This is a genomic window from Oceanicella sp. SM1341, from assembly GCF_003448965.1.
In the GTDB taxonomy this organism is placed as follows: Bacteria; Pseudomonadota; Alphaproteobacteria; order Rhodobacterales; family Rhodobacteraceae; genus Paroceanicella.
The window spans coordinates 1-24,119 of the sequence record NZ_QRGC01000035.1; the positions used below are offsets into that span (position 1 = coordinate 1).

26 protein-coding genes are annotated in these 24,119 nt (G+C 68.2%); 15 read left to right on the top strand and 11 right to left on the bottom strand.

The genetic code is table 11. The annotated features are described in order from the left end of the window. Positions 1–135 precede the first annotated feature (135 nt). Positions 136–1,023, bottom strand: coding sequence for an AraC family transcriptional regulator (locus D3P35_RS22640; RefSeq protein WP_118138211.1), 888 nt, complete (start codon positions 1,021–1,023; stop codon positions 136–138). A gap of 131 nt (positions 1,024–1,154) precedes the next feature. On the opposite strand from D3P35_RS22640, the gene D3P35_RS22645 reads away from it, so the two are divergent. Genes D3P35_RS22645 through D3P35_RS22670 form a run of 6 tightly spaced genes read left to right on the top strand, consistent with a single transcriptional unit; the run spans position 1,155 to position 4,420 of the window. Further along, on the top strand, positions 1,155–1,412 hold the full coding sequence (locus tag D3P35_RS22645; protein WP_118138213.1) for a hypothetical protein: 258 nt from the start codon (positions 1,155–1,157) through the stop codon (positions 1,410–1,412). A 10-nt stretch (positions 1,413–1,422) separates the two neighbouring features. After that, positions 1,423–1,824 (top strand): VOC family protein, encoded by a 402-nt coding sequence (locus D3P35_RS22650; RefSeq protein ID WP_118138215.1) that lies wholly within the window; start codon positions 1,423–1,425, stop codon positions 1,822–1,824. Beyond that, positions 1,814–2,167 (top strand): nuclear transport factor 2 family protein, encoded by a 354-nt coding sequence (locus D3P35_RS22655; protein WP_118138217.1) that lies wholly within the window; start codon positions 1,814–1,816, stop codon positions 2,165–2,167. The genes D3P35_RS22650 and D3P35_RS22655 overlap by 11 nt, the downstream gene beginning before the upstream one ends. Positions 2,168–2,181: 14 nt before the next feature. Further along, entirely contained in the window at positions 2,182–3,165 is a 984-nt protein-coding gene (locus tag D3P35_RS22660; protein WP_118138219.1) for a trans-acting enoyl reductase family protein, read from the top strand. A 57-nt stretch (positions 3,166–3,222) separates the two neighbouring features. Continuing rightward, a complete protein-coding gene (locus tag D3P35_RS22665; protein WP_118138220.1) occupies positions 3,223–3,969 on the top strand; it encodes an SDR family NAD(P)-dependent oxidoreductase in 747 nt (248 codons plus the stop codon). A 49-nt stretch (positions 3,970–4,018) separates the two neighbouring features. Then, complete coding sequence (locus D3P35_RS22670) at positions 4,019–4,420, top strand: VOC family protein (RefSeq protein ID WP_118138221.1); 402 nt, start codon at positions 4,019–4,021, stop codon at positions 4,418–4,420. Between the two features lie 177 nt (positions 4,421–4,597). Here the strand turns inward: D3P35_RS22670 and D3P35_RS22675 are convergent, their stop codons facing one another. Further along, positions 4,598–5,059, bottom strand: a complete 462-nt coding sequence (locus D3P35_RS22675; protein WP_232830603.1) for a carboxymuconolactone decarboxylase family protein — start codon at positions 5,057–5,059, stop codon at positions 4,598–4,600. Between the two features lie 576 nt (positions 5,060–5,635). After that, entirely contained in the window at positions 5,636–6,535 is a 900-nt protein-coding gene (locus D3P35_RS22680; RefSeq protein WP_118138223.1) for a LysR family transcriptional regulator, read from the bottom strand. A gap of 108 nt (positions 6,536–6,643) precedes the next feature. Here D3P35_RS22680 and D3P35_RS22685 point away from each other — a divergent pair, with 108 nt between their 5' ends. From D3P35_RS22685 to D3P35_RS22695, 3 genes are all read left to right on the top strand, one after another. Beyond that, a complete protein-coding gene (locus D3P35_RS22685; protein ID WP_232830604.1) occupies positions 6,644–7,408 on the top strand; it encodes an alpha/beta fold hydrolase in 765 nt (254 codons plus the stop codon). A gap of 38 nt (positions 7,409–7,446) precedes the next feature. Further along, positions 7,447–8,169: an SDR family NAD(P)-dependent oxidoreductase gene (locus tag D3P35_RS22690; protein WP_198670761.1), complete on the top strand. Its 723-nt coding sequence runs from the start codon at positions 7,447–7,449 to the stop codon at positions 8,167–8,169. A 256-nt stretch (positions 8,170–8,425) separates the two neighbouring features. Next, complete coding sequence (locus D3P35_RS22695; RefSeq protein WP_118138255.1) at positions 8,426–9,679, top strand: sodium:proton antiporter; 1,254 nt, start codon at positions 8,426–8,428, stop codon at positions 9,677–9,679. A 150-nt stretch (positions 9,680–9,829) separates the two neighbouring features. On the opposite strand, the gene D3P35_RS22700 is transcribed toward D3P35_RS22695, so the two are convergent. After that, positions 9,830–10,177: a helix-turn-helix domain-containing protein gene (locus D3P35_RS22700; protein WP_118138224.1), complete on the bottom strand. Its 348-nt coding sequence runs from the start codon at positions 10,175–10,177 to the stop codon at positions 9,830–9,832. Between the two features lie 93 nt (positions 10,178–10,270). Here D3P35_RS22700 and D3P35_RS22705 point away from each other — a divergent pair, with 93 nt between their 5' ends. Continuing rightward, positions 10,271–11,017, top strand: a complete 747-nt coding sequence (locus D3P35_RS22705) for an SDR family NAD(P)-dependent oxidoreductase (protein ID WP_118138225.1) — start codon at positions 10,271–10,273, stop codon at positions 11,015–11,017. Positions 11,018–11,100: 83 nt separating this feature from the next. Here D3P35_RS22705 and D3P35_RS22710 read toward each other — a convergent pair whose 3' ends face one another. The 5 genes from D3P35_RS22710 to D3P35_RS22730 form a co-directional block, all read right to left on the bottom strand. Further along, on the bottom strand, positions 11,101–12,024 hold the full coding sequence (locus D3P35_RS22710; RefSeq protein ID WP_118138226.1) for a PHP domain-containing protein: 924 nt from the start codon (positions 12,022–12,024) through the stop codon (positions 11,101–11,103). Between the two features lie 9 nt (positions 12,025–12,033). Next, positions 12,034–13,089, bottom strand: a complete 1,056-nt coding sequence (locus tag D3P35_RS22715; protein WP_118138227.1) for an ABC transporter ATP-binding protein — start codon at positions 13,087–13,089, stop codon at positions 12,034–12,036. Continuing rightward, the gene (locus D3P35_RS22720; RefSeq protein WP_198670762.1) at positions 13,086–13,895 is read right to left on the bottom strand and encodes an ABC transporter permease; all 810 of its coding nucleotides are present in this window, start codon (positions 13,893–13,895) and stop codon (positions 13,086–13,088) included. Before D3P35_RS22720 ends, D3P35_RS22715 begins: the two co-directional genes overlap by 4 nt. Then, a complete protein-coding gene (locus D3P35_RS22725; protein WP_118138229.1) occupies positions 13,892–14,791 on the bottom strand; it encodes an ABC transporter permease subunit in 900 nt (299 codons plus the stop codon). The genes D3P35_RS22720 and D3P35_RS22725 overlap by 4 nt, the downstream gene beginning before the upstream one ends. An 80-nt stretch (positions 14,792–14,871) precedes the next feature. Further along, positions 14,872–15,975 (bottom strand): ABC transporter substrate-binding protein, encoded by a 1,104-nt coding sequence (locus D3P35_RS22730; protein WP_118138230.1) that lies wholly within the window; start codon positions 15,973–15,975, stop codon positions 14,872–14,874. Between the two features lie 460 nt (positions 15,976–16,435). Between D3P35_RS22730 and D3P35_RS22735 the strand changes: the two genes are divergently transcribed. The 3 genes from D3P35_RS22735 (at position 16,436) to D3P35_RS22745 (ending at position 19,492) form a co-directional block, all read left to right on the top strand. Then, positions 16,436–17,413: a tripartite tricarboxylate transporter substrate binding protein gene (locus D3P35_RS22735; protein WP_118138231.1), complete on the top strand. Its 978-nt coding sequence runs from the start codon at positions 16,436–16,438 to the stop codon at positions 17,411–17,413. 76 nt (positions 17,414–17,489) lie between these two features. Next, the gene (locus D3P35_RS22740) at positions 17,490–17,981 is read left to right on the top strand and encodes a tripartite tricarboxylate transporter TctB family protein (protein ID WP_118138232.1); all 492 of its coding nucleotides are present in this window, start codon (positions 17,490–17,492) and stop codon (positions 17,979–17,981) included. Beyond that, entirely contained in the window at positions 17,981–19,492 is a 1,512-nt protein-coding gene (locus tag D3P35_RS22745) for a tripartite tricarboxylate transporter permease (protein ID WP_118138233.1), read from the top strand. Before D3P35_RS22740 ends, D3P35_RS22745 begins: the two co-directional genes overlap by 1 nt. Before the next feature lie 78 nt (positions 19,493–19,570). On the opposite strand, the gene D3P35_RS22750 is transcribed toward D3P35_RS22745, so the two are convergent. Beyond that, complete coding sequence (locus D3P35_RS22750) at positions 19,571–21,211, bottom strand: thiamine pyrophosphate-binding protein (protein WP_118138234.1); 1,641 nt, start codon at positions 21,209–21,211, stop codon at positions 19,571–19,573. A gap of 36 nt (positions 21,212–21,247) precedes the next feature. Beyond that, positions 21,248–21,991 (bottom strand): FadR/GntR family transcriptional regulator, encoded by a 744-nt coding sequence (locus tag D3P35_RS22755; RefSeq protein WP_118138235.1) that lies wholly within the window; start codon positions 21,989–21,991, stop codon positions 21,248–21,250. Here D3P35_RS22755 and D3P35_RS26340 point away from each other — a divergent pair. Both D3P35_RS26340 and D3P35_RS22770 read left to right on the top strand, forming a co-directional pair. Continuing rightward, positions 21,960–23,042 carry an NAD(P)-dependent oxidoreductase gene (locus tag D3P35_RS26340; RefSeq protein WP_255418377.1) on the top strand — a complete coding sequence of 361 codons (1,083 nt, stop codon included), beginning with the start codon at positions 21,960–21,962 and terminating at the stop codon, positions 23,040–23,042. The two genes, D3P35_RS22755 and D3P35_RS26340, sit on opposite strands and share 32 nt — an antisense overlap. A gap of 86 nt (positions 23,043–23,128) precedes the next feature. Further along, positions 23,129–24,100, top strand: a complete 972-nt coding sequence (locus D3P35_RS22770) for a TRAP transporter substrate-binding protein (RefSeq protein WP_118138237.1) — start codon at positions 23,129–23,131, stop codon at positions 24,098–24,100. Positions 24,101–24,119: the final 19 nt, after the last annotated feature.

Below are 24,119 nucleotides of genomic sequence, written 5' to 3' on the forward strand. Positions count from 1 at the left end.
GTGGATGCCGCGGAGCTCGTGGTGGCGGATCGCGCTGTGGAGCGGGATTTGTTCGGCTGAGGCGGGGGAGCAGTCGCCAGGATAGCGGTCGTAAATCCGCTGCTCGAGCGGCTGCTGAGAACGCTCGGCCAGATTTCAAACTGCTTGAAGCTCCGCCCTGAACTTCGCCACATCCCGCGCGGGTGGCTGACCAAACTGTCGCGCGTATTCGCGGCTGAACTGGGTCGCGCTCTCGTAGCCGACGTCGAAGGCAATCGAGGTCGCGTTGCCCTCGCCCGCCAACAGGCGTGACCGCGCGTGCAGCAGGCGAACGCGCTTTTGATACTGCAGGGGGCTGAGCGCCGTCGCCGCCTTGAACTGGCGATGGAAGGCCGAGGCGCTGAGCGCGGCCATCTCGGCAAGGGTCTCCACGCGCAGAGGTGCGGCGAAGTTCTCGCGGATCCAGTGGATGGCCACATCGATGCGCGACAGTGTCGTGTCTGGCGTGGCGATGTCGCGCAAGAGCCAGCCGAGCGGCCCTTGCAACACACGGTAGAGGATCTCGCGTTCGTAGGCCGGGGCCAGTGCCGAGATGTCCTGCGGCCGCTCCATCAGCCGCAGCATCCTGACCCAGGCGTCCAGAAGTTCTGGTGTGACGGCAGCGATGTCGAAGCCGGACCGGCCCAAGGCCGGTGTCGCAGGTTTGGGCAGGTCCGCCAGGAGGTTCGTGATGATCTCCGGTCTGAGCGTCAGGTTGACGGCGAGGTAGGGTGCGCCGTCCTCGGCCGGGTGGACTGCGCCGACCGCGGGCAGGCCGACCGACATGACGAAATAGGTGGCCGGATCGTAGCGGAGGCAACGCTCACCAACCGTCATCGTCTTCCAGCCCGTCAGGATCAGGTTGACCATGGGGTCGTAGACCGCGGCGAGGCGATGCGCCGGGATTTCGCCCTGCACCATGGCCACGCGCGGGATGCCGGTATCGGTGCGCCATGATCCGGCGTTCCGCGCGAGATGGCGGAGTTCCTGAAGCTGGTGTTCCATGGCCGGGATGCTGGCAGGTCCGAGGTCTGCGCGCAACGACGAAGTAGGAATAGGCAAGATCAGAGGAGGAACAGGCGCGCAGGCGCGCAGGATGGTCGCTATCTCAGTCCCGACCAGACAGGAGACCGATCATGAGTATTGTCCTCATCACTGGCGGCGGCCGTGGCCTTGGCGCCGGCACCGCACTCGAATGCGCCCGGCGCGGCATGGGGGTCGTCCTGGCCTTCAACGCCCGACGCGATGCGGCCGAGGCCGTGGTCGGGCAGATCGCGCTCGGCCGCGTCGGCGAGGCGGCGGATGTCGGCGCAATGGCCGCAAGCCTGCTCGGGCCGGCGAATGCCCGGATCAATGGCCGGACCATCGGGGTTTCGGGCGGCTACGCACTCTGAAGGAGCGACAATGCTTGACCACATATTCCTCACCGTCCGTGACCTGGAGCGATCGGTGGCCTTCTACGAGGCCGTCCTGCCCAGCCTCGGCATCACCGTGCGGCACGATTACGACGGCAAGGATGGACCCGCGGGCCATCCGGACCTCAAGGGCTTCGGTGCCGGTGGCCGCATCTTTTTCTGGCTGCGGCAAGGCGAGGCGTCCGCCGGTGCTGCGCATGTGGGTTTCGTCGCCCGATCCGAGGCTGAAGTGCGGGCGGCGCACGCCGCCGCGCTCGGTGTCGGGGCGCAGGAGATCCACGCTCCGGGTCCGCAGGTGCACTATGACCCCCGCTACTACGCGGCGCAGGTCCGCGACCCCGACGGCCATTCGCTCGAATTCGTGTTCAAGAGCTGGCAGCATGACACCTGAGAACGCCCCGTCCCGCCCTGAGAGCGTGGCGCGCGCTTTCCTTGCCGCAACCAATGCCTTCGATATCGAGGCGGCGCTGCGCTGCTTTCGTCCGGAAGCGGTGATCGACGATCCCTCGACCGGCGAGACCTTCGACGGGATGGCCGGCGTGCGCGACTATGTCATGCGCTTCTTCGTCGGCTATCGAACCTGCTCACGCGTGATCGCGGTGCAGAGGCCGGCACGCGATCGCGCCCGGCTCCGCGTCGATTTTACCGGTGATTTCGGCCACGAGATCGGATGGCTCGACGTCGCGATCGACGCCGATGGTCGCATTCTCCGCATCGATGCCGATCTCGAGTGATCCTGGGGAACACCATGTCAGACCTGATCCTTTACGGCGCGACCGGATACACCGGCCGCCTGACGGCCCGTCGCGCCCTCGAAGCCGGGCTGCCCGTCACTCTGGCGGGCCGCTCGGCCGAGGCCCTGGCCGCGCTGGCCTTCGAACTTGGCACGCCCTATCGGTGCTTCAGCCTCGACGATCCCGCCACGGTCGGGGCCGGGCTGGCGGGCGCCTCCGCGCTGTTGAATTGCGCGGGCCCCTACCGGCAGAGTGCCGCGCCGCTGATGGAGGCGGCGCTGCGCACGGGTTGCCACTACCTTGATGTCTCCGCCGAGATCGACAGCTACCGGCGGGCCCGGGACCTCAACGCACGCGCCAAGGCTGCGGGCGTGATGCTTCTTCCCGGCAGTGGCGGCAGTGTCGCGATGCTCGGAACCCTGGCGGCCCATGCCGTGGCGAGGGTAGCTCAGCCGCGCGCGATCGCGGTAGCGCTTCGCGTATCCGGCCCGATGTCGCGCGGCTCGGTCCTGAGCGCGGCCGAAAGCGTGACCTCCGAGATCCTTGTCCTCCATGGCGGCAAGCTCGTGCCACTGGATGGGGCCCCTGAGCGGCTTTTCGATTTCGGCCAGGGAGCCGTTGACTGCTTCGCGGTCACGCTGCCCGATCTGCTGACCATCGGCCGGTCGACCAGCATCGGTGAAGTCGGGACCTTCGTCCATATCTCGGGCGGAGCCTTCCCGCCGGGTGGCCCGGGAGCATTGGCCGACGGACCGACCGAAGCGGAACGGGCGATGCATCGCTACCAGGCCGTGGCCGAGGTCACCGGCGCCGATGGGCGCGTCACCAGGTCTCTGCTCGACACGGCCAACGGCTACAGCTTCACGCCGCTTGCCGCGGCAGAAGCCGCGCGCCGGGTGTTGTCCGGCGAGGTGAAGCCGGGCTTTCGGACCCCGGCGGGGCTCTTCGGTGCCGGGTTCGCCGAAACCATTGCGGACACCCGGATCATCGACCTCTGACCGCGATGCCCCCACGGGGCTCGCAGGCGGCATCATATCATTCATGGAGATTGCGAGATGACTGGAAGACTTGCGGGGAAGGTTGCGCTCGTCACCGGCGGGTCCAGCGGCATCGGAGAGGCGATCGCCACCCGCTTCGCGGCGGAGGGTGCCAGGGTGATCGTCCTCGGTCGCCGCCAGGCGGGGCTTGACGCGGTCGTGGAGCGGATCGGCGGCGGATCTGTCGGGATGGCCGCCGATGTCACCGACGCGGCGTCGTTGCGTCAGGTGTTCGCCGCCGCCCATGACCAACACGGTGGCATCGACATCTTGGTGCCCAATGCCGGCTTCGGCTCCCACGCGCCGCTCGGCCGGATCGAGCCCGATCGGATAGACAGCCAGTTCGCGACCAATGTGCGCGGCGTCATTCTGACCGTGCAGGAGGCGCTGCCGCTGCTCCGGGCAGGAAGCAGCGTGGTGATCATTGGTTCCAGCGCCTCGATTGATCCTGGTCCAGGCATGAGTGTCTACGGCGCAACGAAGGCCGCGTTGCGCGCCTTGCTGCGTGGCTGGCTTCAGGACGTGCGTGGCCGCGACATTCGCTTCAACATTCTCAGCCCCGGTCCAACGCGCACGCAGTCGCTGGTGGACGGATTTGGCGATGAAGCCGAGGCCGGGCTTCGGTGGCTGACCCAACGCAGCCCGATCGGCCGGATCGGAGAGCCCGAAGAGATCGCCGCTGCGGCCCTGTTCCTCGCGGGATCGGACAGCAGTTACGTTAACGGTATCGAATTGTTCGTGGACGGCGGAGCGTCGCAATGCTGACGGCGTCGACGATTGCGTGCCGGGCCTGCAGGAGAAAGGATGAGGTCGGATGAGAAAGGCACCTGACGGCATACTCGATCACGTCGAGATCGTGGTTGGAGACATCGAGGCTTCGCAGCATTTCTTCCGAACCGCGCTTGCCTGTCTCGACTTTGCAGTGGTCGTGGATGTCTCTGTAGACCGCGGGGGAATGCGCCGCGTGGGCCTTGGCCCCGACGGCTATCCACGCCTGTGGCTTCGCGGATCCGGAGCTACAGGGATGCCTCTGCACCTGGCATTTCGTGCCGAGACACGCCGAGCGGTCGACGCCTTCCACGCGGCGGCGCTCATCGCCGGTGGGCGTGGCAATGGCCAGCCGGGAGTGCGGGCACGGTATCACGCGGCCTACTACGCCGCCTATGTCTTGGATCCGGACGGAAATAATATCGAGGTCGTTTGTCAGCATTCATAGAACTTCAGGCTCTTCTGCAAGACGACGGCTGCTCTAATGCCCAACGCGAGGCATTTGGCATTGATCGCAAGGTCCAGTCCGGGCGGGAAGCTGTCGTTCGTTGCGCAGGGAATCAAAGCCCGCTAGGCGAGACGCAGCAGCATCGGCCGCTGCATCTCGAAGATTTCGGTAGCACCCTCAGGCAGCACGGGTGCGTTCGGCGGGAAGCGCGTCGGCATGCATTGCCCGAAACGCGATCTGGGTCCGGTTCCACAAATTGATTGCGCCGATGGCGAAGGTCAGGAATGCTACTTCGTCCTCGTCGAATAGCGAACAGACCTCTTCCCAGATACCATCAGGTGCATGGGTCTCCGCCACCAGCGTAAGGGCTTCGGTCCAAGCCAGTGCGGCGCGTTCACGGGGGGTAAAGAGATTGCTGTCACGCCAGCCCGCCAGCATGTGAAGGCGAAAATGGGTTTCGCAATTCTTCAGTGCATCGGCCGCATGGATTTGGATGCAGAACGCACATCCGTTGATCTGGCTGGCCCGCAATTTGATCAGGTGAAGCAGGGAATGCTCCAGCGGCCCCTTCAGCAACTCTGTCTCGAAGGTCACCAACCCCTGAAAGGCGGCGCCAACACGCTGGAAGTGATCGGTCATTCTGGGTGTCATCGATGTCTCCTGTTTTAGCTGACACCCATATGACGATCCGGAAAAGACTGATGTGACATGCTTACTAAAAAAAGTTTAACGACAGCCTTGATCTCTCAAACGGACGTTCGCCGGGGCGCATGCAGAAGGTCAGCTGAGGGCCGATCGCGGCGGTAAGAGAGAGCGAGTCCAAGTTGATCAGCGTGGCCACTTTCTGCGCATTCTGGACCTAGACTTTCTGAACGGCCTAGCGATTGGGGCGTCAGAAATCTCCGATTTGCTTGGTATGGTGGGGCCCGACGACGACTAGCTTCGCGGAGCACCCGTCTCGTAAGTCATTGTTTTATAACCATGAGAAAATAGCCGGGTGTGGAGCTCTGCTACGTTGAAATCGTTGAGGAAATTGCCGAGAACGACATTCCTGCCGGGGTCGCCATCCTGAGCATACCCGTTGGAAAGCCGAGCATCTGCGGCACGCACGCGATGCGGTGCACTACGGTCGCGCTGATCTGCAAGCAGACTGGCAACCCGTGCGCCGTGTCACGCGGCGACATTTCGCCTGCGCCGATGATCGGACAGGGTCGGTCATCGCAGCTTGCAGGACCGGAGGTAATCGACCAGCGCCGCGAGCGCGGCCGACTTCTGGTGCCTGCCGGGGTAGTAGAGATGGTAACCCGACCAGAGCGGGCAGAACTCCTCCAGGCAGGTCCGCAGACGGCCCGCCGCCAGGTGCTCCGAGACGAAGGGCTCGAACAGGTAGATCAGCCCTTGCCCCGCCAGTGCGGCCTCGATCAGCACATGGGCGTCATCGGCGATCAGCGGACCCCTGACCGACAGCTCGGTACGACGGTCGCCCTGCCTGAACGACCATCGGAACAGGTCGCTGTGGCTTGCATGCCGGTAGTTCAGGCAGGCGTGCTCGGCGAGATCCTCCAGGCGCTCCGGCACGCCGCGCCGGGCAAAGTAGTCGGGCGAGCCGATGACGACCGCGCGCAGGTCGGGCCCGAGGGGCACGGCCGACATGTCCTGTTCCAGGTGCGCCCCCATCCGGATGCCGGCATCGAACCCGGCTTCGACGATGTCGGTCAGCCGGTCGCTGATGCTCAGGTCCACGGTCACGTTCGGATAGCGCTCCATGAACCCCGACAGGGCGGGGACCATGATCGCCCTCGCAGGGTACTCGATGGAGGTCAGCCGCAGAGTGCCGACCACGCCGCCGCGCGCCTCCCTCAGTTCGGTCAGCCCGTCCTCGATCAGCCGCAGGGCCGGGGTCAACGAATTCAGGAGGCGCTGTCCGGCCTCGGTCGGACGCACGTTGCGCGTCGTGCGTGCCAGCAGGGGCACCCCGATGCGCTGTTCCAGCGCCGCGATCGCCTGGCTGATGCCAGACTGCGCGCGGCCGAGCCGCAGGGCGGCGCGGGTAAAGCTGCCTTCCTCGGCGACCACCTGAAACAGCTGCAGGTCGGGAAGATCACGGCGATCCACTGATAATCTCCACTGATAAGCGCTATCACGTCAATCAGTGTAGTGATTGATGGGCGCCATGGCTATCTCCATTCCGGAACGTGATCAGCAACACCGGAGACCCCGACAATGAGCAATCTTCGCACTCTCTTCCTCGCGGGAAGCGTGGTGCTCGGCAGCATGATGGCGCTGCCGGGCCTGGCCGCCGCCGAGGTTCGGAACATCGTCCTGGTTCACGGCGGAAACGTCGATGGCAGCACCTGGCGAGAGGTCTATGACCGGCTGACCGCACAGGATTTCAACGTCACGATCTCCCAGCTGCCGATGACATCCGTCGAGGATGACGTCGCGGCGGTCCGGAGAAACCTCGATGCCCAGGGCGGCCCGGTGCTGCTCGTCAGTCATTCATATGGCGGCGTGGTCATCACCGAAGCCGGCAGCGACCCGGAGGTGAAGGGCCTCGTCTATGTCGCGTCGTTCCAGCCGGACATCGGGGAGAGCGCCAACATGCTGCTGGCCTCGGAGCCGACGGAGTTCACGCCCGACAAGCTCGAGATCTTCGCCGATGGCCATTTCCTGGTGCGTGAAGACGCATTCGTCGCGCTGATCGGCAACGGCCTTTCCGACGAGGACGCCCGCTTCGTCGCAAGGTCCCAGCCCATGGCCAACGCGGCGAACCTCGCGCATGAGGTCGATGCTGCGGCCTGGAGAGGGAAGCCGACCTGGGCGGTCATCGCCACCGAGGACCGGGTCATCGCGTCCGGCCTGCAGCGCCGCATGGCCGAACGTGCGGGGTCGACGGTCGTCGAGCTCGGGACCGGCCACATGCTGCCGATGGCGAGCCCCGACGAGGTGGCCGAAGTGATCGCGCGGGCCGCCCGCGCGGTGGAATGACAGCTCTCCGGGACAAGGTGGACATGAGCATGGGACGCATGACGGACAAGATCGCGCTGGTCGTTGGCGGCGCGAAGGGGATCGGTCGATCGATCGCCGAACGGCTGGCCGCCGAAGGGGCGAGGGTGTACCTGACCGGGCGGCAATCCGCGGAGGTCGAACACGCGGCGAAGGCCGTCGGCCATGGCGCGCGCGGCCTGGTGGCTGACGCGAGCAATGCCGAGGATCTGGCGCAGGTGGTGCAGACGATCAGGCAGGAGCAGGGGCGCATCGACGCGCTCGTCCTCAATGCGGGCCTGTCGGAGCCGGCATCGCTGGGCCGGATGACCCCCGACCATTTCGACCGTCTTTTCTCCGTCAACGTGAGGGGACTGGTGTTCGGGCTTCAGGCGGCGGTACCCGTCATGGGTGAAGGGGGTTCCGTCGTGCTGATGGGGTCGGTCGCCGGGAGCGCGGGCATTGCCGACTATGCCACCTATGGCGCGACGAAGGCGGCGGTGCGTGCCTATGCCCGCACCTGGACGGCCGAGCTGGTTCCTCGCGGCATCCGCGTCAACGTCCTCGCACCCGCATCAACGGATACCGAGATGATGGCGGCCGTTCCGGACGACGTCCGCGCCGCCATCGTCTCCACCATCCCGATGGGGCGCATGGCGCGCCCGGACGAAGTCGCCTCCGCCGCGCTGTTCCTTCTCAGCGACGAGGCGAGCTTTGTCGCGGGCGTGGAATTGTTCGTCGACGGCGGCATGCAGCAGGTCTGACAGGCGGCGCGCCGGCGTGAGCGGGTTCGCTCCCGCGATATCAGGCGTGCAGCGGCCGGCGCCACGGGCCGCTGCGGGCCGGCCGGGGAGCGCGAGTGCGGGCGGAACGATTTCCCGGCGGGAGCCGCGGATTGTCGCTCGCCGGGGAACCCGCGGGCGCGTGACCGGTTTCCCCTGACACGCTGTCTGCAGGAAAGGACCTCGAACCCATGATCGGCCCCCGCAGTTCGTGCCGCAGGGCGCGATCCTGAGTTCCATGTTCCCAGAGCAGCTGTCCTCCTTCTTCGCCTTCGAGACCTACCACCTTCAGCTCACCTTCGTCGGGCTGGTCGTCATTCTCTCCTTCTGGTTGCCCCGGCTGGTGTCTCGGCGCGAACCGGTCGCGGCGCCCCTGATGCTGTTGTTCGGGGGGGCCGCCGCCTGTCTGTTGCCCGGGCTGGCGCCTCTGCCCGACCCGCGAACCTCGCCCGTGATCTGGGAGCACCTCAGCGAGATGGCGGTGATCGTCGCGCTCTTCGGCAGCGGCATGCGCATCGACGAGATCGGCAACTGGCAGCGGTGGCGGCCGGCGACGCGCCTGCTGACCATCGCGATGCCCCTCACCATTCTCGCGGTGGCCCTCCTGGGGGCGGGGGTGGCGGGGCTCTCCGTTGCAAGCGCGATCCTGCTCGGCGCGGTCCTCGCGCCCACGGACCCGGTGCTGGCGTCGGACGTCCAGGTCGGCCCGCCGCACAAGGGGGACGAGCGCCCGGTACGCTTCGCGCTGACCACCGAAGCCGGCCTGAACGACGGCCTTGCCTTCCCCTTCGTCTACCTCGCCCTGTTCGTGGCGGCCGAAGGGCCGGCGCCGGGCGCCTGGGGCCTCGAATGGGTCGGTATCGATGTCGTCTACAGGATCGTGGTCGGCGGCATCGCGGGCTGGGCCGGGGGCCGGGTGCTGGGCTACATCCTGTTCAACATTCCCCGGCGCGCCACCCTCGCCGAGACGGGCTCCGGCGTGGTCGCGCTGGCGGGTGTCTTCCTGTGCTACGGCTCGAGCGAACTGGTCGAGGGATACGGCTTCATCGCCGTCGCCGTGATGGGCTTCACCCTGCGACGGGCCGAGAAGGAGCATGACTTCCACCGCAGGCTCCACGACTTCTCCGAGGCCATCGAACACGGTCTCACCGCGCTGCTTCTGGTCGCCTTCGGCAGCGTGATGCCGGTGCTTCTGGCCGGCCTGAGCTGGACGCATCTCGCCATCGCGCTGCTGCTCATCCTGGCCGTCCGCCCGCTGGCAGGGTGGATCAGCCTGTCGGGCACGGGCCTCCCCGCACGCGAGCGGTGGATCATCGCGGTCTACGGGGTGCGGGGCATCGGGTCGATCTACTACCTCGCCTACGCGGCATCGCACGGAGAGGTCGAGCAGCAGGCCGAACTGTGGACCGTCGTCGCGACAGTCGTGTTGCTGTCCACCATGCTGCACGGCTTCACGGTGGGGGCGGCGATGGACCGGTTGCGGCGCAACTAGCGGCGCATCGGACGCACCACCCGCCGGCCGGGCGAGAGCCCCGGTGCATTGCCGGCCCGACCAGCCGGGGCGAAGGGCGGAGGCCGGCCCGCGGCTGGCCCTTGCCGGGTCGCTCGTTCGCCGCGTGTGCGCCGCGACCGTCCGGGCCGATCACTCCGCCCGGGCGCGGCGTTCCACGATCCCGGCGAGCGCGTCGGTGTGCTGCGCGCCCCATTCGCAAAGCTGAACGAGGGCTTGCGCCAGGCTCTTGCCGAACGGCGTGAGCGAATACTCCACCCGAGGCGGGATCTCCCCGAAATCGCGCCGCGCGACGATCCCGTCGGCGATCAGCTCCTTCAGCTGCTGGGCCAGAACCTTGTCGCTGACCCGGCCGACCGCGCGCCGCAACTCGGCGTAGCGCAGGGTGCCCTGCGCAAGGTTGTAGACAATGAGCGGCTTCCACTTCCCGCCCATGACGAAAAGAACCGCGTCGAGACCGCAGGTGAAGGGAGAGGTCATGGGAATGCCCGGTTTGCACTTACCTTTTGGTGCATACTGGCAAAAACCTACTGCAGGCGTCAAGTAGCAGGCATCGCTCGGAAAGGAGACATCATGGGCAAGCTTGACAACAAGGTCGTCGTCATCACCGGCGGCAACAGCGGCATCGGCCTGAGCACGGCAAGACGCTTCGTGGCGGAAGGGGCGCATGTCTACATCACCGGCCGTCGGAAGGCGGAACTGGACAAGGCCAGCGCCGAAATCGGCGGGAACGTCACGGCGGTGCAGGGGGACGTCACGTCCTCGGAGGACCTCGATCGCCTCTTCGAGATCGTCCGCACGCAGCACGGCCGTGTCGATATCCTGTTTGCCAATGCGGGGGCAGGACATGTCGAGCCGCTGGGGCACATCACCGAGGCGGCTTTCGACCAGACATTCGCCGTGAACGTGAAGGGCACCGTGTTCACCGTGCAAAAGGCGCTGCCGCTGATGTCGGAGGGGGCCTCGATCATCCTCACCGGCTCGACCACCGGGAGCATGGGAACGCCGGCCTTCAGCATCTACAGTGCCACCAAGGCGGCGATCCGCAACCTCGCGCGCAGCTGGGCGCTCGACCTGAAGGGCACCGGCATTCGCGTGAACGTCCTGTCCCCCGGAGCGACCGACACGCCCGGCCTGCAGGGCGTCGCGGAGGCGGCGGGCGGGACCACGCTGTACGACGGACTGGTGGCCCAGACCCCGGCAGGCCGGATCGCGGAGCCCGCGGAGATCGCCTCCGTCGCGCTCTTCCTGGCATCCGACGACAGCGCGGTGATGACCGGGAGCGAGGTCTTCGCCGACGGTGGCATGGCGCAGGTCTGAAGGCACCCGTGCGAAGGCACGCGCGGGGAAAGGCCCGGTGGGCCCGAGCCGGCGCCCCCCGCCGCGCGGCGGGGGGTGGACGCTCAGAAGCCGCGCAGCGGGTTCGACCAGGCGCGCCTTCCCGCGCGGTCGACCACCGTGACGCGGATCCACGGGCTGCGGGCGAAGCGCTCCAGGGGCAGGGTGGCGCGGGTCATCGAGGCGCCGTGCAGCGCCTGCGCCGCGCAGCCATGGCCCTGCACGATCACCGTGCTGACCGCCGAGCAGGCGACATGCAGCGCCCCGTCCCCGACCCTCACATCGTGCAGCTCCGGCCCGGTGGAGGCGTAGAACGCCCCGGCCTTCAGCGCGGCCAGCAGGGCCTCGGGCGTGTTCTCCTCGGCCTTCACCATCACCCAGCCGCCGAAATGGTCGGGCTCGGTGAAATGCGCGTCATCGGTGGCGATCAGCGTGAGGGCGCGGCCCTCCGACAGCAGCAGGTCGGCGATCTGGAACCCGTCCGGCCGGTCGCAGCCGATGGCGCAGCCGTGGTTGTAGACTTCCACCGCATGGGCGGCGGCGAGGGAGCGCGCGTCGGCGAGGGTCATGCCCGACCACTGCGGATGCGCGACGGCGACGAAGGCCCCCGCGGCCACCGCCCGGGCGGCGAGCGCGGGCCCGCTCTCCTGGCCCGGTTCGGGGGTGAAGCCGGGCGCATGGGCGGGGGCGAAATCCGCCGGGAGGCCCACGGCGAGGATGTGCCACAATTCGCCGTTCTCCATCGCGCCGGAGTGCAGTTCCGCCCCGAGCAGGGTGGTGAACCCGTCGGTGCGGAAGGGGGTCGTGTCGGCCACGGGGTAGCCGTATCGCCCGATCATGTGATCGGTGAGGGCGATGAAATCGTACCCCTCCGCGCGGTAACGGCGGCAGACCTCCGCGGGCGGCAGCGCGCCGTCGGAGAGGGTGGAATGGGTGTGGAGATTGCCGCGGCGGAACCGGCCGGGGGCGGAGAATGCGTCGAGCTGCATCGTGGTGCCTTATTCGGGGAGGACGAGAAGGTCGGAGCCGGAGAACCACAGCTCGGTCTGCGCGCCGACCGGGGGCATGGCGGCGCCGGCCTGGTTGAACATGTCGAAGGACACCGTGCGGCCCTGCACCTCGACCCGCGCGCGGATCACCGAGCCGAGGAAGCTCACGTCGAGCACCCGGCCGGAGATCGGCATGTCGTCCGGCGCGCGCCGTTGCAGCGCCAGTGCCTCCGGGCGCAGCGCCACCGTGACCGGCGTGCCGGGCGCGAGGCCGCGCAGGGCCGGGGGGCCGGGCAGGTGGTGGCCGGCGAAGGCCACGCCGGCCTCGCCCGCCCAGGACGCCTCGAAGGTGTTCAGGTGGCCCACGAACCCGGCGACGAAGCGGGTCTGCGGGCGGTTGTAGATCTCGGCGGGCGTGCCGATCTGGTCGGCGCGGCCCTCGTGCATCACCACCACGCGGTCGGAGATCGACAGCGCCTCCTCCTGGTCGTGGGTGACGAAGACGGTGGTGATGCCGAGCGCGCGCTGGATGGCGCGGATGTCCTCGCGCAGGCCCACGCGGATCTTGGCATCGAGGGCGGAGAGCGGCTCGTCGAGCAGCAGCAGCTGCGGGCGCGGCGCCAGCGCCCGTGCGAGCGCCACGCGCTGCTGCTGCCCGCCGGACATCTGGTAGGGGTAGCGCTCGGCGAGGTGCCCGAGCCGGATCAGCGCCAGCATCTCCTCCACCCGCGCCTCCCGCTCGCGCCGGGGCAGGCCGGCGATCCTCAGCCCGAAGGCCACGTTCTCGCGCGCGGTCATGTTGGGGAAGAGCGCGTAGGCCTGGAACACCATGCCGATGCGGCGGCGGTTCGCAGGCAGGGCGGTCACGTCCTGCCCGGCGATGGTGATCTGCCCGGAGCTGGGGGTCTCGAAGCCGGCGATCATGCGCAGCACGGTGGTCTTGCCGCAGCCCGAGGGGCCGAGGAAGGAGATGAACTCGCCCTGGCCCACCGAGAAGTCGAAGCCCTTCACCACGGTGGTGGCGCCGAAGGTCTTGGTGATGCCGTCGAGGTGAAGGAAGCTCATGGCGACTTTCTCCGCAGGAAGGGGAGGAGGCCCTGTCCGGGCTTGCGGGTGGCGAAGAAATCCATCAGCGCCATGCAGGCCCAGGTGAAGGCGAAGGCCATGATGGCCAGCGCCGCGGGCTGGTAGGCATAGTCCTGCCCCATCTGCACCAGGTAGGGCCCGAAGGCCGGCCGGTTGAGCAGCGAGGTGATGACGAACTCGCCCAGCGAGATGGAGAAGGTGAGGAAGGCGCCGGACATGATGGCCGAGCGCACGTTGGGAAAGATCACCGTGGCGATGGTGCGCAGGCGCGAGGCGCCCAGGCTCTCGGCCGCCTCGGTGAGGGTGGCGATGTCGATGGCGGCCATGCCGTTGTCCACCGCGCGGTACATGTAGGGCAGCGAGAGCACGGTGTAGCCGATCACCAGCAGCAGGTTGGTGCCGGCCTCGCTCATGGTGAGCGGCAGCACCGAGGCGGTGCCGTAGATGCGCACGTAGCCGAACACCAGCACCACCGGCGGGATGATGAGCGGCATGAGCGAGAGGAACTCGGTGAGCGGCCGCAGCCCCGGCAGGCGCAGCCGCACCCAGTAGGCCGTGGGCACCACCAGCAGCGCCCCCAGCGCGATGGCCGCGAGCGAGGCCAGCGCCGAGAAGCCGAGCACCGAGAGGAACGTGTCGTCGCGGAACACCGAGGCGTAGGCGTCGAGGCTGATCTCGCCGCGGCGCATGCGCAGCGAGAAGTTGACGGTGGCGGCCAGCGGCACGAGGAAGAAGGCGGCGCAGAGCAGCGCCACGAGGCTGGCGAACAGCGGAAAGCGCCTCATTTGCGCCACCGCTCGGCGCGGTTGCGCAGCACGAAGTAGAGGGTGTTGGACACCGCCATGATGATCACCATGCCCAGCGCCAGCGCGTAGCCCAGGTTGGGGTTGTAGAGCACGTTGCCGCGGATCTGCTGGAAGAGCACGATCGGCACCACGGGGAAGTTCGCCGAGGTGAGCGCATAGACCGTGGCCAGCGTGCCGAAGGCATTGGCGAAGAGCAGCAGGAAGCAGCCCAGCGCCGAGGGCGCGAGCACCGGCAGGGCGACCATGCGCCAGAACTGCGGGCCGGAGGCGCCGAGGCTCTCGGCCGCCTCGCGCCACTCGCGGCGCAGGCCCTCCATGGCGGGCATCATCATCAGCATCATCAGCGGCAGCTGGAAGTAGAGGTAGGTGATGGCGAGGCCCCAGAAGGAGAACAGGTTGAAGCCGTGGCCGTAGAGGTTGAAGCCGAAGACATCGCGCAGGATCAGCGTCACCAGCCCCAGCCGGCCCAGCGTGGCGATGAAGGCGAAGGCGAGCGGCACGCCGGCGAAGTTCGAGGCCACGCCCGCGAAGGTGAGGAAGGCGCGCTTCACCCAGGGCGGCAGCCCGCCGAGCTGCAGCGCCCAGGCCAGCAGCGCGCCGAAGACGCAGCCCAGCGCGGCGGAGGTGAAGCTGAGCCGGATCGACAGCCAGTAGCTCGGCCAGATGTCGGGCCCGGTGAGGGCGACGAGATTGTCGAGCGTGTAGGCGCCCTCGGGCGTGCGGAAGGCGCCGTTCACCAGGTAGAAGATCGGCGCGATCAGGAACAGCGTGGTGAAGAGCAGGAAGGGCACCACGCCCAGCCAGCTCAGGTTCACCCGTCGCAGGGCGGGCGCCGCGGCCCGGGGCAGGGCTGCGGCGGGGGCTTGGTCGGCCAAGGCGGGTCTCCTTCGCTCGGGGGCCGGGAAATGCGAATGGCGGCCCGGCGGCCGCCATCCTGTCTGCGCGCGCGGCGGGCTTACTGGACGCCCATCTCCGTGCCCCAGTTCTGCGCCACGGCTTCCTTGGCGGCGGACTGCTCGTCGAGGCTGGGGAACACGGCCTTCGCGTAGTTCTCGGCCGGCGGCAGGTTGTCGAGCAGCTCCTGCGGGATCACGCCGCGCTTCGCCATGTCGTTGAAGCGGATCGGGTGGCAGTAGCCGGCAAGCCAGCCGAGCTGCCCCTCGTCGGAGTAGAGATACTCCATCCACAGCTTCGCCGCGTTCGGGTGGGGCGCGTAGGCCGAGATCGCCTGCACGTATACGCCCGCGATCACCGCGTCCTCGGGCACCACCACGCTCACCGGCGGGTTGCCGGCCAGCTTGTCGCGCATGGCGAGCAGGTTGTAGTCCCAGTCGAAGTAGATCGGCGTGGTGCCCTGGGCGATGTTCTGGGCGCTGCCGTTCACCGGCACGTAGTTGCCGCCGTCCTTGAGGCCCTTGAAATAGGCGATGCCCTTGTTGAGCGCATCGGCGCCCGGCGCGCCGCCCTCGGCGATGCCCGCGGCATAGACCGCCATCATCACCGAGTTTCCGGTGCGCGGGTCGCCCTGCAGGGCGACGGAGTTCATGAACTCGCTGTCCTTCAGCGCGGCGAAGCTCTGCGGCGCGTCGGGAAAGATGTCCTCGTTCACCGCGAAGCCCAGAACGCCGTAATAGTCGCCGTACCAGTAGCCCTCGGCGTCCTTCGCGTCATCGGGGATGCTGTCCCAGGTGGAGACCTTGTAGGGCTGCAGCAGGCCCTGTTCCTTCGCCGTGGGGCCGAAGGAGAGGCCCACGTCGAGCACGTCGGGCGCCTGGGGGCCGGTGTTGCCCTTGTTGGCCTTCACCGCCTCCAGCTCGTCGGCCGAGCCCGCGTTGGGGTTCAGCTCGTTCACCTCGATGCCGTACTTGTCCTTGAAGCCCTGGATGACATCGCCGTAGCCGCACCAGGAATGGGGCAGGGCGATGGTGGTGAGCATGCCCTCGGCCTTCGCCGCGTCGATCAGCTCCTGCGAGGGGTCGGCCAGCGCGCCGGTGGCGGCAAGGGCAAGGCCAAGGGCGGGGGCGGAGAGCGCCAGCCGCGCTTTCGGTCGGAAATTCATCTCGTGGCTCCGGATGGTTCTGCCCCGCCACCTGCGGCGGCCGGGGACGGTGCGCAGGTTCCATAGACCAGGCTCGTGACAGTTCCGCGTCGCTCGGATGTGGGTTTTCCGACGCTCCCGGCAGCGACCCGGCCGGCTGCCGCAAACCGGCGCATCGCCGCGCCAAGTCATCATATCTTTTCAGATCACTTGCGGCGTGAGAGGAGGGAATTCCGGGCTCTCATGAGATATAAATTGAATAAAAACAATAAACTACAGGATATGCCTCATCTGCAGGCCTGATGTAATGACATCGTGGACTCATCACACGTTGTGCTGTATCAATTTCAGGCAGGGAAACCATATGGTGGGGCGTATGCGCCGGAAACAGGCGCGGCGGCTCCGGCCCCGGCAGTCCGGGGCGCCGCTTGCGGCACCGGGCGGCATCCCTGTCGACCAGAAAAACTCGGGAGGAAACCAGATGAACAGAAGAACCCTGCTCGGTGTGGCCGCGCTGCTGGCCTCGGCCGCTCTGCCCTTCGCGGCGCTGGCCGAATATCCGGACCGTGACATCCGCGTGGTCGTGCCCTGGGGCGCGGGCGGCGGCACCGACGGTATCGTGCGCAAGATCACCAGCATCGCGGAAGACCAGTTCGACGGCGCCTCGATGTATGTCGAGAACATCGAGGGCGGGGTGAGCGCCACCGGCGTGGGCCAGGTGATGAGCGCCAAGGCCGACGGCTACACCATCGGCGCGCTCACCTATGACAGCATCGTCACCGTGCCCTGGCAGGGCATGCTGCCGAGCTACAAGCTCGACAAGCTCAAGCTCATCGCCCGCATCACCAGCGAGCCGGACGCGCTGATCGTCGACGCGAATTCCGACTACCAGTCGCTGCAGGACATCATCGACGCCGCCAAGGCCGACCCGGGCAAGGTGCGCGTGGCGGTGCAGAACCTCGGCGGGCGCGTGCACCTCACGCTGCTGCAGCTGCAGAACCTCACCGGCGCCGAGTTCAAGATCGTCTCCTACCCCGGCGGCGCCGCGCCGCAGAAGGAGGCCATCCTGTCGGACGAGGTCGACATCGCCCTCACCAGCCTCGGCGATTTCGCCAACCTGATCCAGGACGGCACGGTGCGCGGCGTGGTGGAATTCGCCAACGCCCGCAACCCCACCTACGACGTGCCCACCGCCGAGGAGGAGGGGGTGGACCTGAAGAACGGCAGCTTCATCGTGTTCGCCGCCCCGGCCAACACGCCCGAGGAGGATGTCGCGAAGATCGAGGCCGCCTACAAGGCCGCCTATGACAGCCCCGAGTTCCAGGACTGGGTGGCCGAAGTGGGTGTGACGCCGGACTGGGCGGGCTCCGACGAGGTGACCGGCTGGGCCGACGAGACCGCAACCGGCCTCTTCACCGAGATGGACGCCCTCGTCGAGAGCGGCGTGCTGTCGAAATAACCCATCGGGCAGATCCGGGCGGCAGGGCCCCGGGGGCATACCCCCGGGCCCGGCCGCCCCACCGGGAGGACACGCGATGCGCGGTTCGGGCCGTTTCCTGACGGCGGGGGTGCTGCTGCCCCTGTTTTTCCTGCTGCTCACGGTGATCTACACCGCGGCGGCCTTCGACATCCGGGCGCAATTCTCCGGTGACGGCGAGATCGGCCCGCGCACCATCCCGCTGCTCGCGGCGGTGTGCATGTACGCGGCCCTGCTCTGGGTCATCGTGCAGGAGCTGCGCAAGCCGCCCGAAGACCCCGTGGCCGACGAGGAAGCGGGCGAGGGCGGCCTGCTGCGCCCGCTCGGCGTCACCGTGGCCACGGCCGCCTACATCCTGCTCTTCGCGCCGCTGGGCTACGTGATCTCCACGCTGCTCTTCGTCGCCGCACTCTTCGCCATCTTCCAGTTCGAGACGCGGCGGCCGCTGCGCTTCGTGCTCGCCGCCGCGGGCGTGACCGCGGTGTTCTACGGGCTCTTTGCCGGCATCTTCGGGGTGCGGCTGCCCGGCCTGCTCGGAGGCCTGCTCTGATGGACATGTTCCTCACCCTCTCGGGCGGTTTCGCCGCGCTGCTCGACTGGACGGTGCTCGCCTTCATGATCTCGGGCTTCCTGATCGGCACCTTCTTCGGCGCCATGCCCGGGCTCACCTCGGTGCTCGCCATCGCGCTGCTGCTGCCCATCACCTATTCCATCGACGTGGTGCCGGCGCTGGTGATGTGCTCCTCGATCTTCATGGCGGGGATGTATTCCGGCTCGATCACCGCGACGACGATCAACATCCCCGGCGCACCCTCCTCGATGATGACGGCCGTTGAGGGCAACCAGCTGATGCGCAAGGGCTTCGGGGCCAACGCCCTCGGCCATGCCGCCCTTGGCTCGATGATCGGCGGCAGCCTCGGCGCGCTGCTGCTCATGGCCTTCATGCCGGTGGCGGCCGAGATCTCGCTGCTCATCCGCACGCCGGGCAAGTTCTCGCTCGTGCTCTTCGCCCTCGCGGTGATCGTGATCGTGGACAAGGGCAACATTGCCAAGGGCATCGTCGCCACGCTGCTGGGCATCATGCTCGCCACCGTGGGCATCGACGTGCTCCAGCCCATCCCGCGGTTCAACTTCGGCACCGAGACGCTGGTGGAGGGCATCGACATCATGCCCCTCGTCATCGGCGCCTTCGCGGTGAGCGAGGTGCTGATCCAGGCGCAGAGCTGGGACGGCGGGCTGAGCCGCACGCTGGCGAAGGCGAAGGACCTGAAGATCCTGCGGCGCGACTTCATCCCCCCGCTCTCCGAGATCCGGGCCATCGGCTTCCTCGCCTACATCCGCAGCGCCATCATCGGCTACGGCATCGGCATCCTGCCCGGGGCGGGCGGCTCGATGGCGGCCTTCGTCTCCTACGCGGTGGCGCGCTCGGGCTCGAAGAAGCCGGAGGAATACGGCAAGGGCTCTCGCGAGGGCATCGCCGCGGCCGAGAGCGCCAACAACGCCATGTGCGGCGGCGCCTTCGTGCCCATGCTGATGTTCGGCATCCCCGGAGACCCCACCACCGCCATCGTGCTGGGCGTCCTCGTGATCAACGGGCTGCAGCCCGGGCCGCGCCTGCTGGAGAACCAGGCCGACCTGCTGGCGCCCATGCTCGCCTCGCTGTTCATCTCAGCACTGGTGCTGATCCCGCTCACGCTGTGGCTGCTGGGGCCGTATTTCGTGCGCATCGTCTCCATTCCGAAGGGGCTGCTCTACAGCTCCATCGCCGTGGTGGCGCTGGTGGGCAGCTACGTGGCCACCTACTCGGTGTTCCAGATGTTCCTCGCGCTGATCTTCGGCGTGCTGGCCTATTTCATGCGCCGGCAGAACTACTCCACCGTGTCGCTGCTGCTGGGCTTCATCCTGGGTCCCGACCTCGAGCAATACCTGCGCCGCTCCCTGTCGCTGAACGACGGCAACCCGATGGTGTTCCTCACCAATCCCGACAGCCTGTTCTTCCTCGGGCTCACGGCGGTGGCGGTGTACCTCATCCTGTTCCGCAGGCCGCGCCGCACCGCCTGACGCGCGCGCAGGCCGGAGATGAAAAACCCCCGCCGGAGCGCTCCGGCGGGGGTTTGCGCTTTCGCGGTGGCGGGAGGCTCACTCCAGCAGCAGCCGGGGGCCGAGCGCCTTCGGGTCGGTCTTGAGGTGCAGGATGGCGGGCACGCCGGCGGCACGGGCCTCGGCAAATGCGGCGGGGAAGTCGGCGTCGCGGGTCACGGTGGCGCCGAAGCCGCCGTAGGCGCGGGCGAGGGCGGCGAAATCCGGGTTGCGCATCGCGGTGCCGGAGGGGCGGCCGGGGTAGTTGCGCTGCTGGTGCATGCGGATGGTGCCGTACATGCCGTTGTCGCACAGCAGCACCACCACGTTGGCGCCGTATTCGCAGGCGGTGCCGAACTCCTGGCTCACCATCTGGAAGCAGCCGTCGCCGGCGAGGCAGATCGCCTCGCGCTCCGGCTGCTGCAGCTTCGCGGCGATGGCCGCCGGCAGCCCGTAGCCCATCGAGCCGGATGTGGGCGCCAGCTGGCTGCGCCAGCCGCGGTAGCGGTAGTAGCGGTGCAGCCAGGCCGAGTAGTTGCCGGCACCGTTGGTGAGCACCGCGTCATCGGGGAGCACATCGTTCAGATGTGCGATCACCTGCTCCATCTTCAGCGCGCCGGGGGTCTCGAAGGGTTGCTGCCAGGCCTCGTAGGCGGCGCGCGCGTCCGTGAGCCAGGCACCGCCCTCGCGCGGGCGGGCCGCGGCGGCGAGCTGTTCGGTGAAGGGGCCGGGGCGGGCGGTGACCGCGAGCTCGGGGAAATACACCCGGCCGATCTCGTCGGGGTCGGAATGCACGTGCAGCAGCGCCTGCCGGGGCAGGGGCGGCTCGAGCAGCGTGTAGCCGGAGGTGGTCATCTCGCCCAGCCGGGCGCCGAGGGCGAGCACCACGTCCGCCTCGCGCACCCGCTGCGCCAGCGCGGGGTTGATGCCGATTCCGATGTCGCCGACGTAGTTCGGGTGGCGGTTGTCGAGGTAGTCCTGGCAGCGGAAGGAGGCGCCGACGGGCAGGCCCATCGTGTCGGCAAACCGCCCCAGTGCCTGCGCGGCAGCACCCGACCAGCCGCCGCCACCCACGATCACCAGCGGGCGTTCGGCGGTGGCGAGGCGGTCGACCACCGCGGCGACATCCGCCTCCGCCGCGCGGCCGGAGGTGAGGGTGGCGGGCGGCAGCGCGGAGCCCTCCGCCGGGCCGGAGAGCATGTCCTCGGGCAGGGCGAGCACCACCGGGCCGGGGCGGCCGTTCTGCGCCACGTGGAAGGCATGGCTCACGTATTCGGGGATGCGGTCGGCGCGGTCGATCTCGGCCACCCATTTCGCCAGCGGGCCGAACATGGCGCGGTAGTCGACCTCCTGGAAGGCCTCGCGGTCGCGCTGGTCGCTGGCCACCTGGCCGACAAAGAGCACCATGGGCGTGCTGTCCTGGAAGGCGACATGCACGCCCGAGCTCGCGTTGGTCGCACCCGGCCCGCGGGTGACGAAGGCCACGCCGGGCTTGCCGGTGAGCTTGCCGGTGGCCTCCGCCATCATCGCGGCCCCGCCTTCCTGGCGGGCGACCACGGTGCGGATGCCGCTGTCATGCAGCCCGTCGAGGGCGGCGAGAAAGCTCTCGCCGGGGATGCAGAAAACCCGCTCAACCCCCTGCGCGGCCAGGCATTCCACCAGAAGACGGCCGCCATGCACGGCGGTCTGGTTGTCCTTCATCGTCGTCTCTCCCTTGGACTCGGGCGCGTGTCGCGCTCAGAGGAAATCCTCGCGCGCGGCCAGCCGGTCGGCGGCGCGCTCGAAGCGGGTGCGCGTGGCGAGGCGGGCTGCCTCCGCGTCGCCCGCCTCCAGCGCCTCCACCACCGCGCGGTGCTCCTCGATGATCGCCGGCCCGAACTCGGAGGCGGCGGCGTTCTTGAGGAAGGCCGAGCGCAGGTTGTTCTGGATGTTCGTCTCGATCATCGCGGTGACCTCGACGTAGTAATCATTGCCCGAGGCCTCGGCGATGCGGCGGTAGAGCAGCAGCTCGCTGTCCACCCGCAGCTCGAGCGCGGCCTTGGGGCCGAGCAGGTCGGCGGCCTCCACCTCGGCGAAGACCTGGCGGATGCCGGCCATCTGCTCGGCCGAGCGGGTGCCGGCCGCGAGCGCGCTCGCCCCCGCCTGCACCCCGGTGCGCAGCTGGAGCAGCTGCACGATGCGCTTGCGCTTCTCGAAGCAGGCCGGGCTGATGCGGAAGGAGGATTTCTGCGCCGGATCGGCGATGAACGCCCCCACGCCGCGGCGCGATTCCACGATGCCGTCGTAGCGCAGCAGCGAGATCGCCTCGCGCACCACGGTGCGCGCCACGCCGAAGCGCTTGGAGAGCTCGGCCTCGGTGGGCAGGCGGTCGCCGGTTTGCAGCTGGCGGTTCTCGATCGCGTCGATGATCGAGGTCGCCACCTCGTCGGGCAGGCGGCGGGGGCGGTCGATGCGGGCAAAGAGCGATGCGGCGTCAGACATTCCAGGTCCCCTCACGTGTTGCGTTGCATCAAGGCTGCTTGCGGTGCGTCAAGTCTACGGCCTGCCGGCGCGCTTGCAAACCAATATCAGCAAACATGTTGTCAGACAACATGACATATGCATACAGTCACGCCGAAAGGGAGGAACCATGATTCACGAAACGATCGGGCTCATCGGACTGGGCGGCATGGGGCAGGGGCTGGCGAAGAACCTGCTGCTGAAGGGCGCGAAGCTGCTGGTGGCGGACCTCGACCCGGCGAAGGTGGCGGTGGCCACCGGCCGCGGCGCCGAGGAGTGCGCCGACCCCGCCGAGATGGCCGCGCGCGTCGACGTGCTCGCGGTCTGCGTCACCACGGCGGAGGCGGAACAGTCCATCATGCTGGGCAAGGGCGGGGCGCTCGCCGCCATGCGCCCGGGCTCGGTGTTCATCGACCATACCACCGTCTCGGCCGAGCACGTGGACCTGATGCGCGCCGCCTGCGAGGAGGCCGGCATCGCCTATGCCGAGGCCCCGATGACCCGCACCCCCGCCCATGCCGACCGCGGCGAGGTGAACGTGCTCTTCGGCGGCGAGGAGGCCCTGATGGAGCGCCTGCGCCCGGTGTTCGACGCCTATGCCGAGAACATCTTCCACGTCGGCCCCGCGGGCCATGCCATCCGCCTCAAGCTCATCCACAACTACATCGCCTTCGCCAATGTCGCCTCCTTCTGCGAGGGCTTCGCGCTGGCGGCGAAGGAGGGGCTCGACATGACCAAGGTGATCGGGATCATCTCCGCCGCGGGTGGCAAGTCGGGCATGATGGACCTGTACGGCGAGCTCACCCTGCGGCGCGATTTCACGCCCCACATGTCGCTCTCCAACGCCCAGAAGGACGTGCGCTACTACGCCGAGTGGCTGGAGCGCGCGGGCCTGCCCGGCTTCATGGCCCAGTCCGTCCACCAGACCTACGCGCTCGCGGCCATCATGGGCCACGGGGGCGAGGGCTGCACCGCCGTCATCAAGGCCTACGAGGAGCTCTCGGGCGTCACCGCACGCCTGCCGGAGGGCTGACCGCAGACCGGCCCCGGGCGCCGCCGGAGGACAAGCGCGCCCGACCCACATGAAAACCTGCAAAGCAGGACCCCAGGGAGGAAAACATGCTCAGAACCCTTCTCGCGTCAGGCATGGCCTGCGCGCTGCTCGGCCTGCCGGCCGCGGCCGCCGACATCACGCTGCGCCTCGCGCATTTCGCCGCCGAGAGCCACCCGGCCCAGGCCGCGGCCGAACAGTTCGCCGCCCGGGTGGAGGAGCGCACCGGCGGCGCCATCGCGGTCGAGCTCTACCCGGCCAACGAGCTCGGCTCGCCGCCCGAGCAGCTCGAGCAGACCATCGTCGGCGCCATCGACATGAACCTGCCCACGCAAGGCGGCCTCGACAAGTACGAGAAGGCCTTCGGCACGGTGATGACCCCCTTCGCCTTCGCCGATTACGACCAGGCGCACGCGGTGCTCGACGGCCCGTTCTTCGACTGGGTGGCCCCGAAGCTGGAGGACCAGGGCCTCGTGATGCTCTCGAGCTGGGAATACGGCTTTCGCAACATCACCAACTCGCAGCATGCCATCAACACGCCCGAGGACGTGAAGGGGCTGAAGCTGCGCACGCCGCCCGAGCTGCAGATCGTCGCCGCCCTCGAGGGGCTCGGCGCCACCACCACCCAGATCGCCTTCCCCGAGCTGCCCAACGCACTCAACCAGGGCGTGGTCGACGGCCAGGAAAACCCGATCGGGGTGATCTACCACTTCAAGCTCAACGACTTCCAGGAGCACCTCGCCCTCACCCGGCACGTCTACAATTCGATGGTTCATGTCATCAACAAGGACGTGTTCGACAGCCTCACGCCCGAGCAGCAGACCATCCTGCGCGAGGAGAGCATCGCCGCAGGCAAGATGATGCGCGAAGCCGTGGTGGCCGAGGAGGAGCAGAACATCGCCGACCTCGAGGCCGCCGGCATGAAGGTCACCCGCCCCGACCTCGCGCCCTTCGTGGCGATGATGGGCCCGGCGCGCGCCCGGGTGGCGGAGTACACCGGCCAGGAGAACATGGACACGTTCCTGAGCTTCCTCGACTGACCTCGTTCACGAGGGGTCG

Coding starts and splice junctions, on each gene's coding strand:
- D3P35_RS22730 (WP_118138230.1), bottom strand. CDS start 15,975: ATGAATTTCCGACCGAAAGCGCGGCTGGCGCTCTCCGCCCCCGCCCTT.
- D3P35_RS22735 (WP_118138231.1), top strand. CDS start 16,436: ATGAACAGAAGAACCCTGCTCGGTGTGGCCGCGCTGCTGGCCTCGGCC.
- D3P35_RS22755 (WP_118138235.1), bottom strand. CDS start 21,991: ATGTCTGACGCCGCATCGCTCTTTGCCCGCATCGACCGCCCCCGCCGC.
- D3P35_RS22645 (WP_118138213.1), top strand. CDS start 1,155: ATGAGTATTGTCCTCATCACTGGCGGCGGCCGTGGCCTTGGCGCCGGC.
- D3P35_RS22750 (WP_118138234.1), bottom strand. CDS start 21,211: ATGAAGGACAACCAGACCGCCGTGCATGGCGGCCGTCTTCTGGTGGAA.
- D3P35_RS22665 (WP_118138220.1), top strand. CDS start 3,223: ATGACTGGAAGACTTGCGGGGAAGGTTGCGCTCGTCACCGGCGGGTCC.
- D3P35_RS22770 (WP_118138237.1), top strand. CDS start 23,129: ATGCTCAGAACCCTTCTCGCGTCAGGCATGGCCTGCGCGCTGCTCGGC.
- D3P35_RS22745 (WP_118138233.1), top strand. CDS start 17,981: ATGGACATGTTCCTCACCCTCTCGGGCGGTTTCGCCGCGCTGCTCGAC.
- D3P35_RS22700 (WP_118138224.1), bottom strand. CDS start 10,177: ATGACCTCTCCCTTCACCTGCGGTCTCGACGCGGTTCTTTTCGTCATG.
- D3P35_RS22690 (WP_198670761.1), top strand. CDS start 7,447: ATGACGGACAAGATCGCGCTGGTCGTTGGCGGCGCGAAGGGGATCGGT.
- D3P35_RS22740 (WP_118138232.1), top strand. CDS start 17,490: ATGCGCGGTTCGGGCCGTTTCCTGACGGCGGGGGTGCTGCTGCCCCTG.
- D3P35_RS22660 (WP_118138219.1), top strand. CDS start 2,182: ATGTCAGACCTGATCCTTTACGGCGCGACCGGATACACCGGCCGCCTG.
- D3P35_RS22710 (WP_118138226.1), bottom strand. CDS start 12,024: ATGCAGCTCGACGCATTCTCCGCCCCCGGCCGGTTCCGCCGCGGCAAT.
- D3P35_RS22720 (WP_198670762.1), bottom strand. CDS start 13,895: ATGAGGCGCTTTCCGCTGTTCGCCAGCCTCGTGGCGCTGCTCTGCGCC.
- D3P35_RS26340 (WP_255418377.1), top strand. CDS start 21,960: ATGCGGGCAAAGAGCGATGCGGCGTCAGACATTCCAGGTCCCCTCACG.
- D3P35_RS22655 (WP_118138217.1), top strand. CDS start 1,814: ATGACACCTGAGAACGCCCCGTCCCGCCCTGAGAGCGTGGCGCGCGCT.
- D3P35_RS22675 (WP_232830603.1), bottom strand. CDS start 5,059: ATGACCGATCACTTCCAGCGTGTTGGCGCCGCCTTTCAGGGGTTGGTG.
- D3P35_RS22715 (WP_118138227.1), bottom strand. CDS start 13,089: ATGAGCTTCCTTCACCTCGACGGCATCACCAAGACCTTCGGCGCCACC.
- D3P35_RS22695 (WP_118138255.1), top strand. CDS start 8,426: ATGTTCCCAGAGCAGCTGTCCTCCTTCTTCGCCTTCGAGACCTACCAC.
- D3P35_RS22705 (WP_118138225.1), top strand. CDS start 10,271: ATGGGCAAGCTTGACAACAAGGTCGTCGTCATCACCGGCGGCAACAGC.
- D3P35_RS22640 (WP_118138211.1), bottom strand. CDS start 1,023: ATGGAACACCAGCTTCAGGAACTCCGCCATCTCGCGCGGAACGCCGGA.
- D3P35_RS22685 (WP_232830604.1), top strand. CDS start 6,644: ATGAGCAATCTTCGCACTCTCTTCCTCGCGGGAAGCGTGGTGCTCGGC.
- D3P35_RS22650 (WP_118138215.1), top strand. CDS start 1,423: ATGCTTGACCACATATTCCTCACCGTCCGTGACCTGGAGCGATCGGTG.
- D3P35_RS22670 (WP_118138221.1), top strand. CDS start 4,019: ATGAGAAAGGCACCTGACGGCATACTCGATCACGTCGAGATCGTGGTT.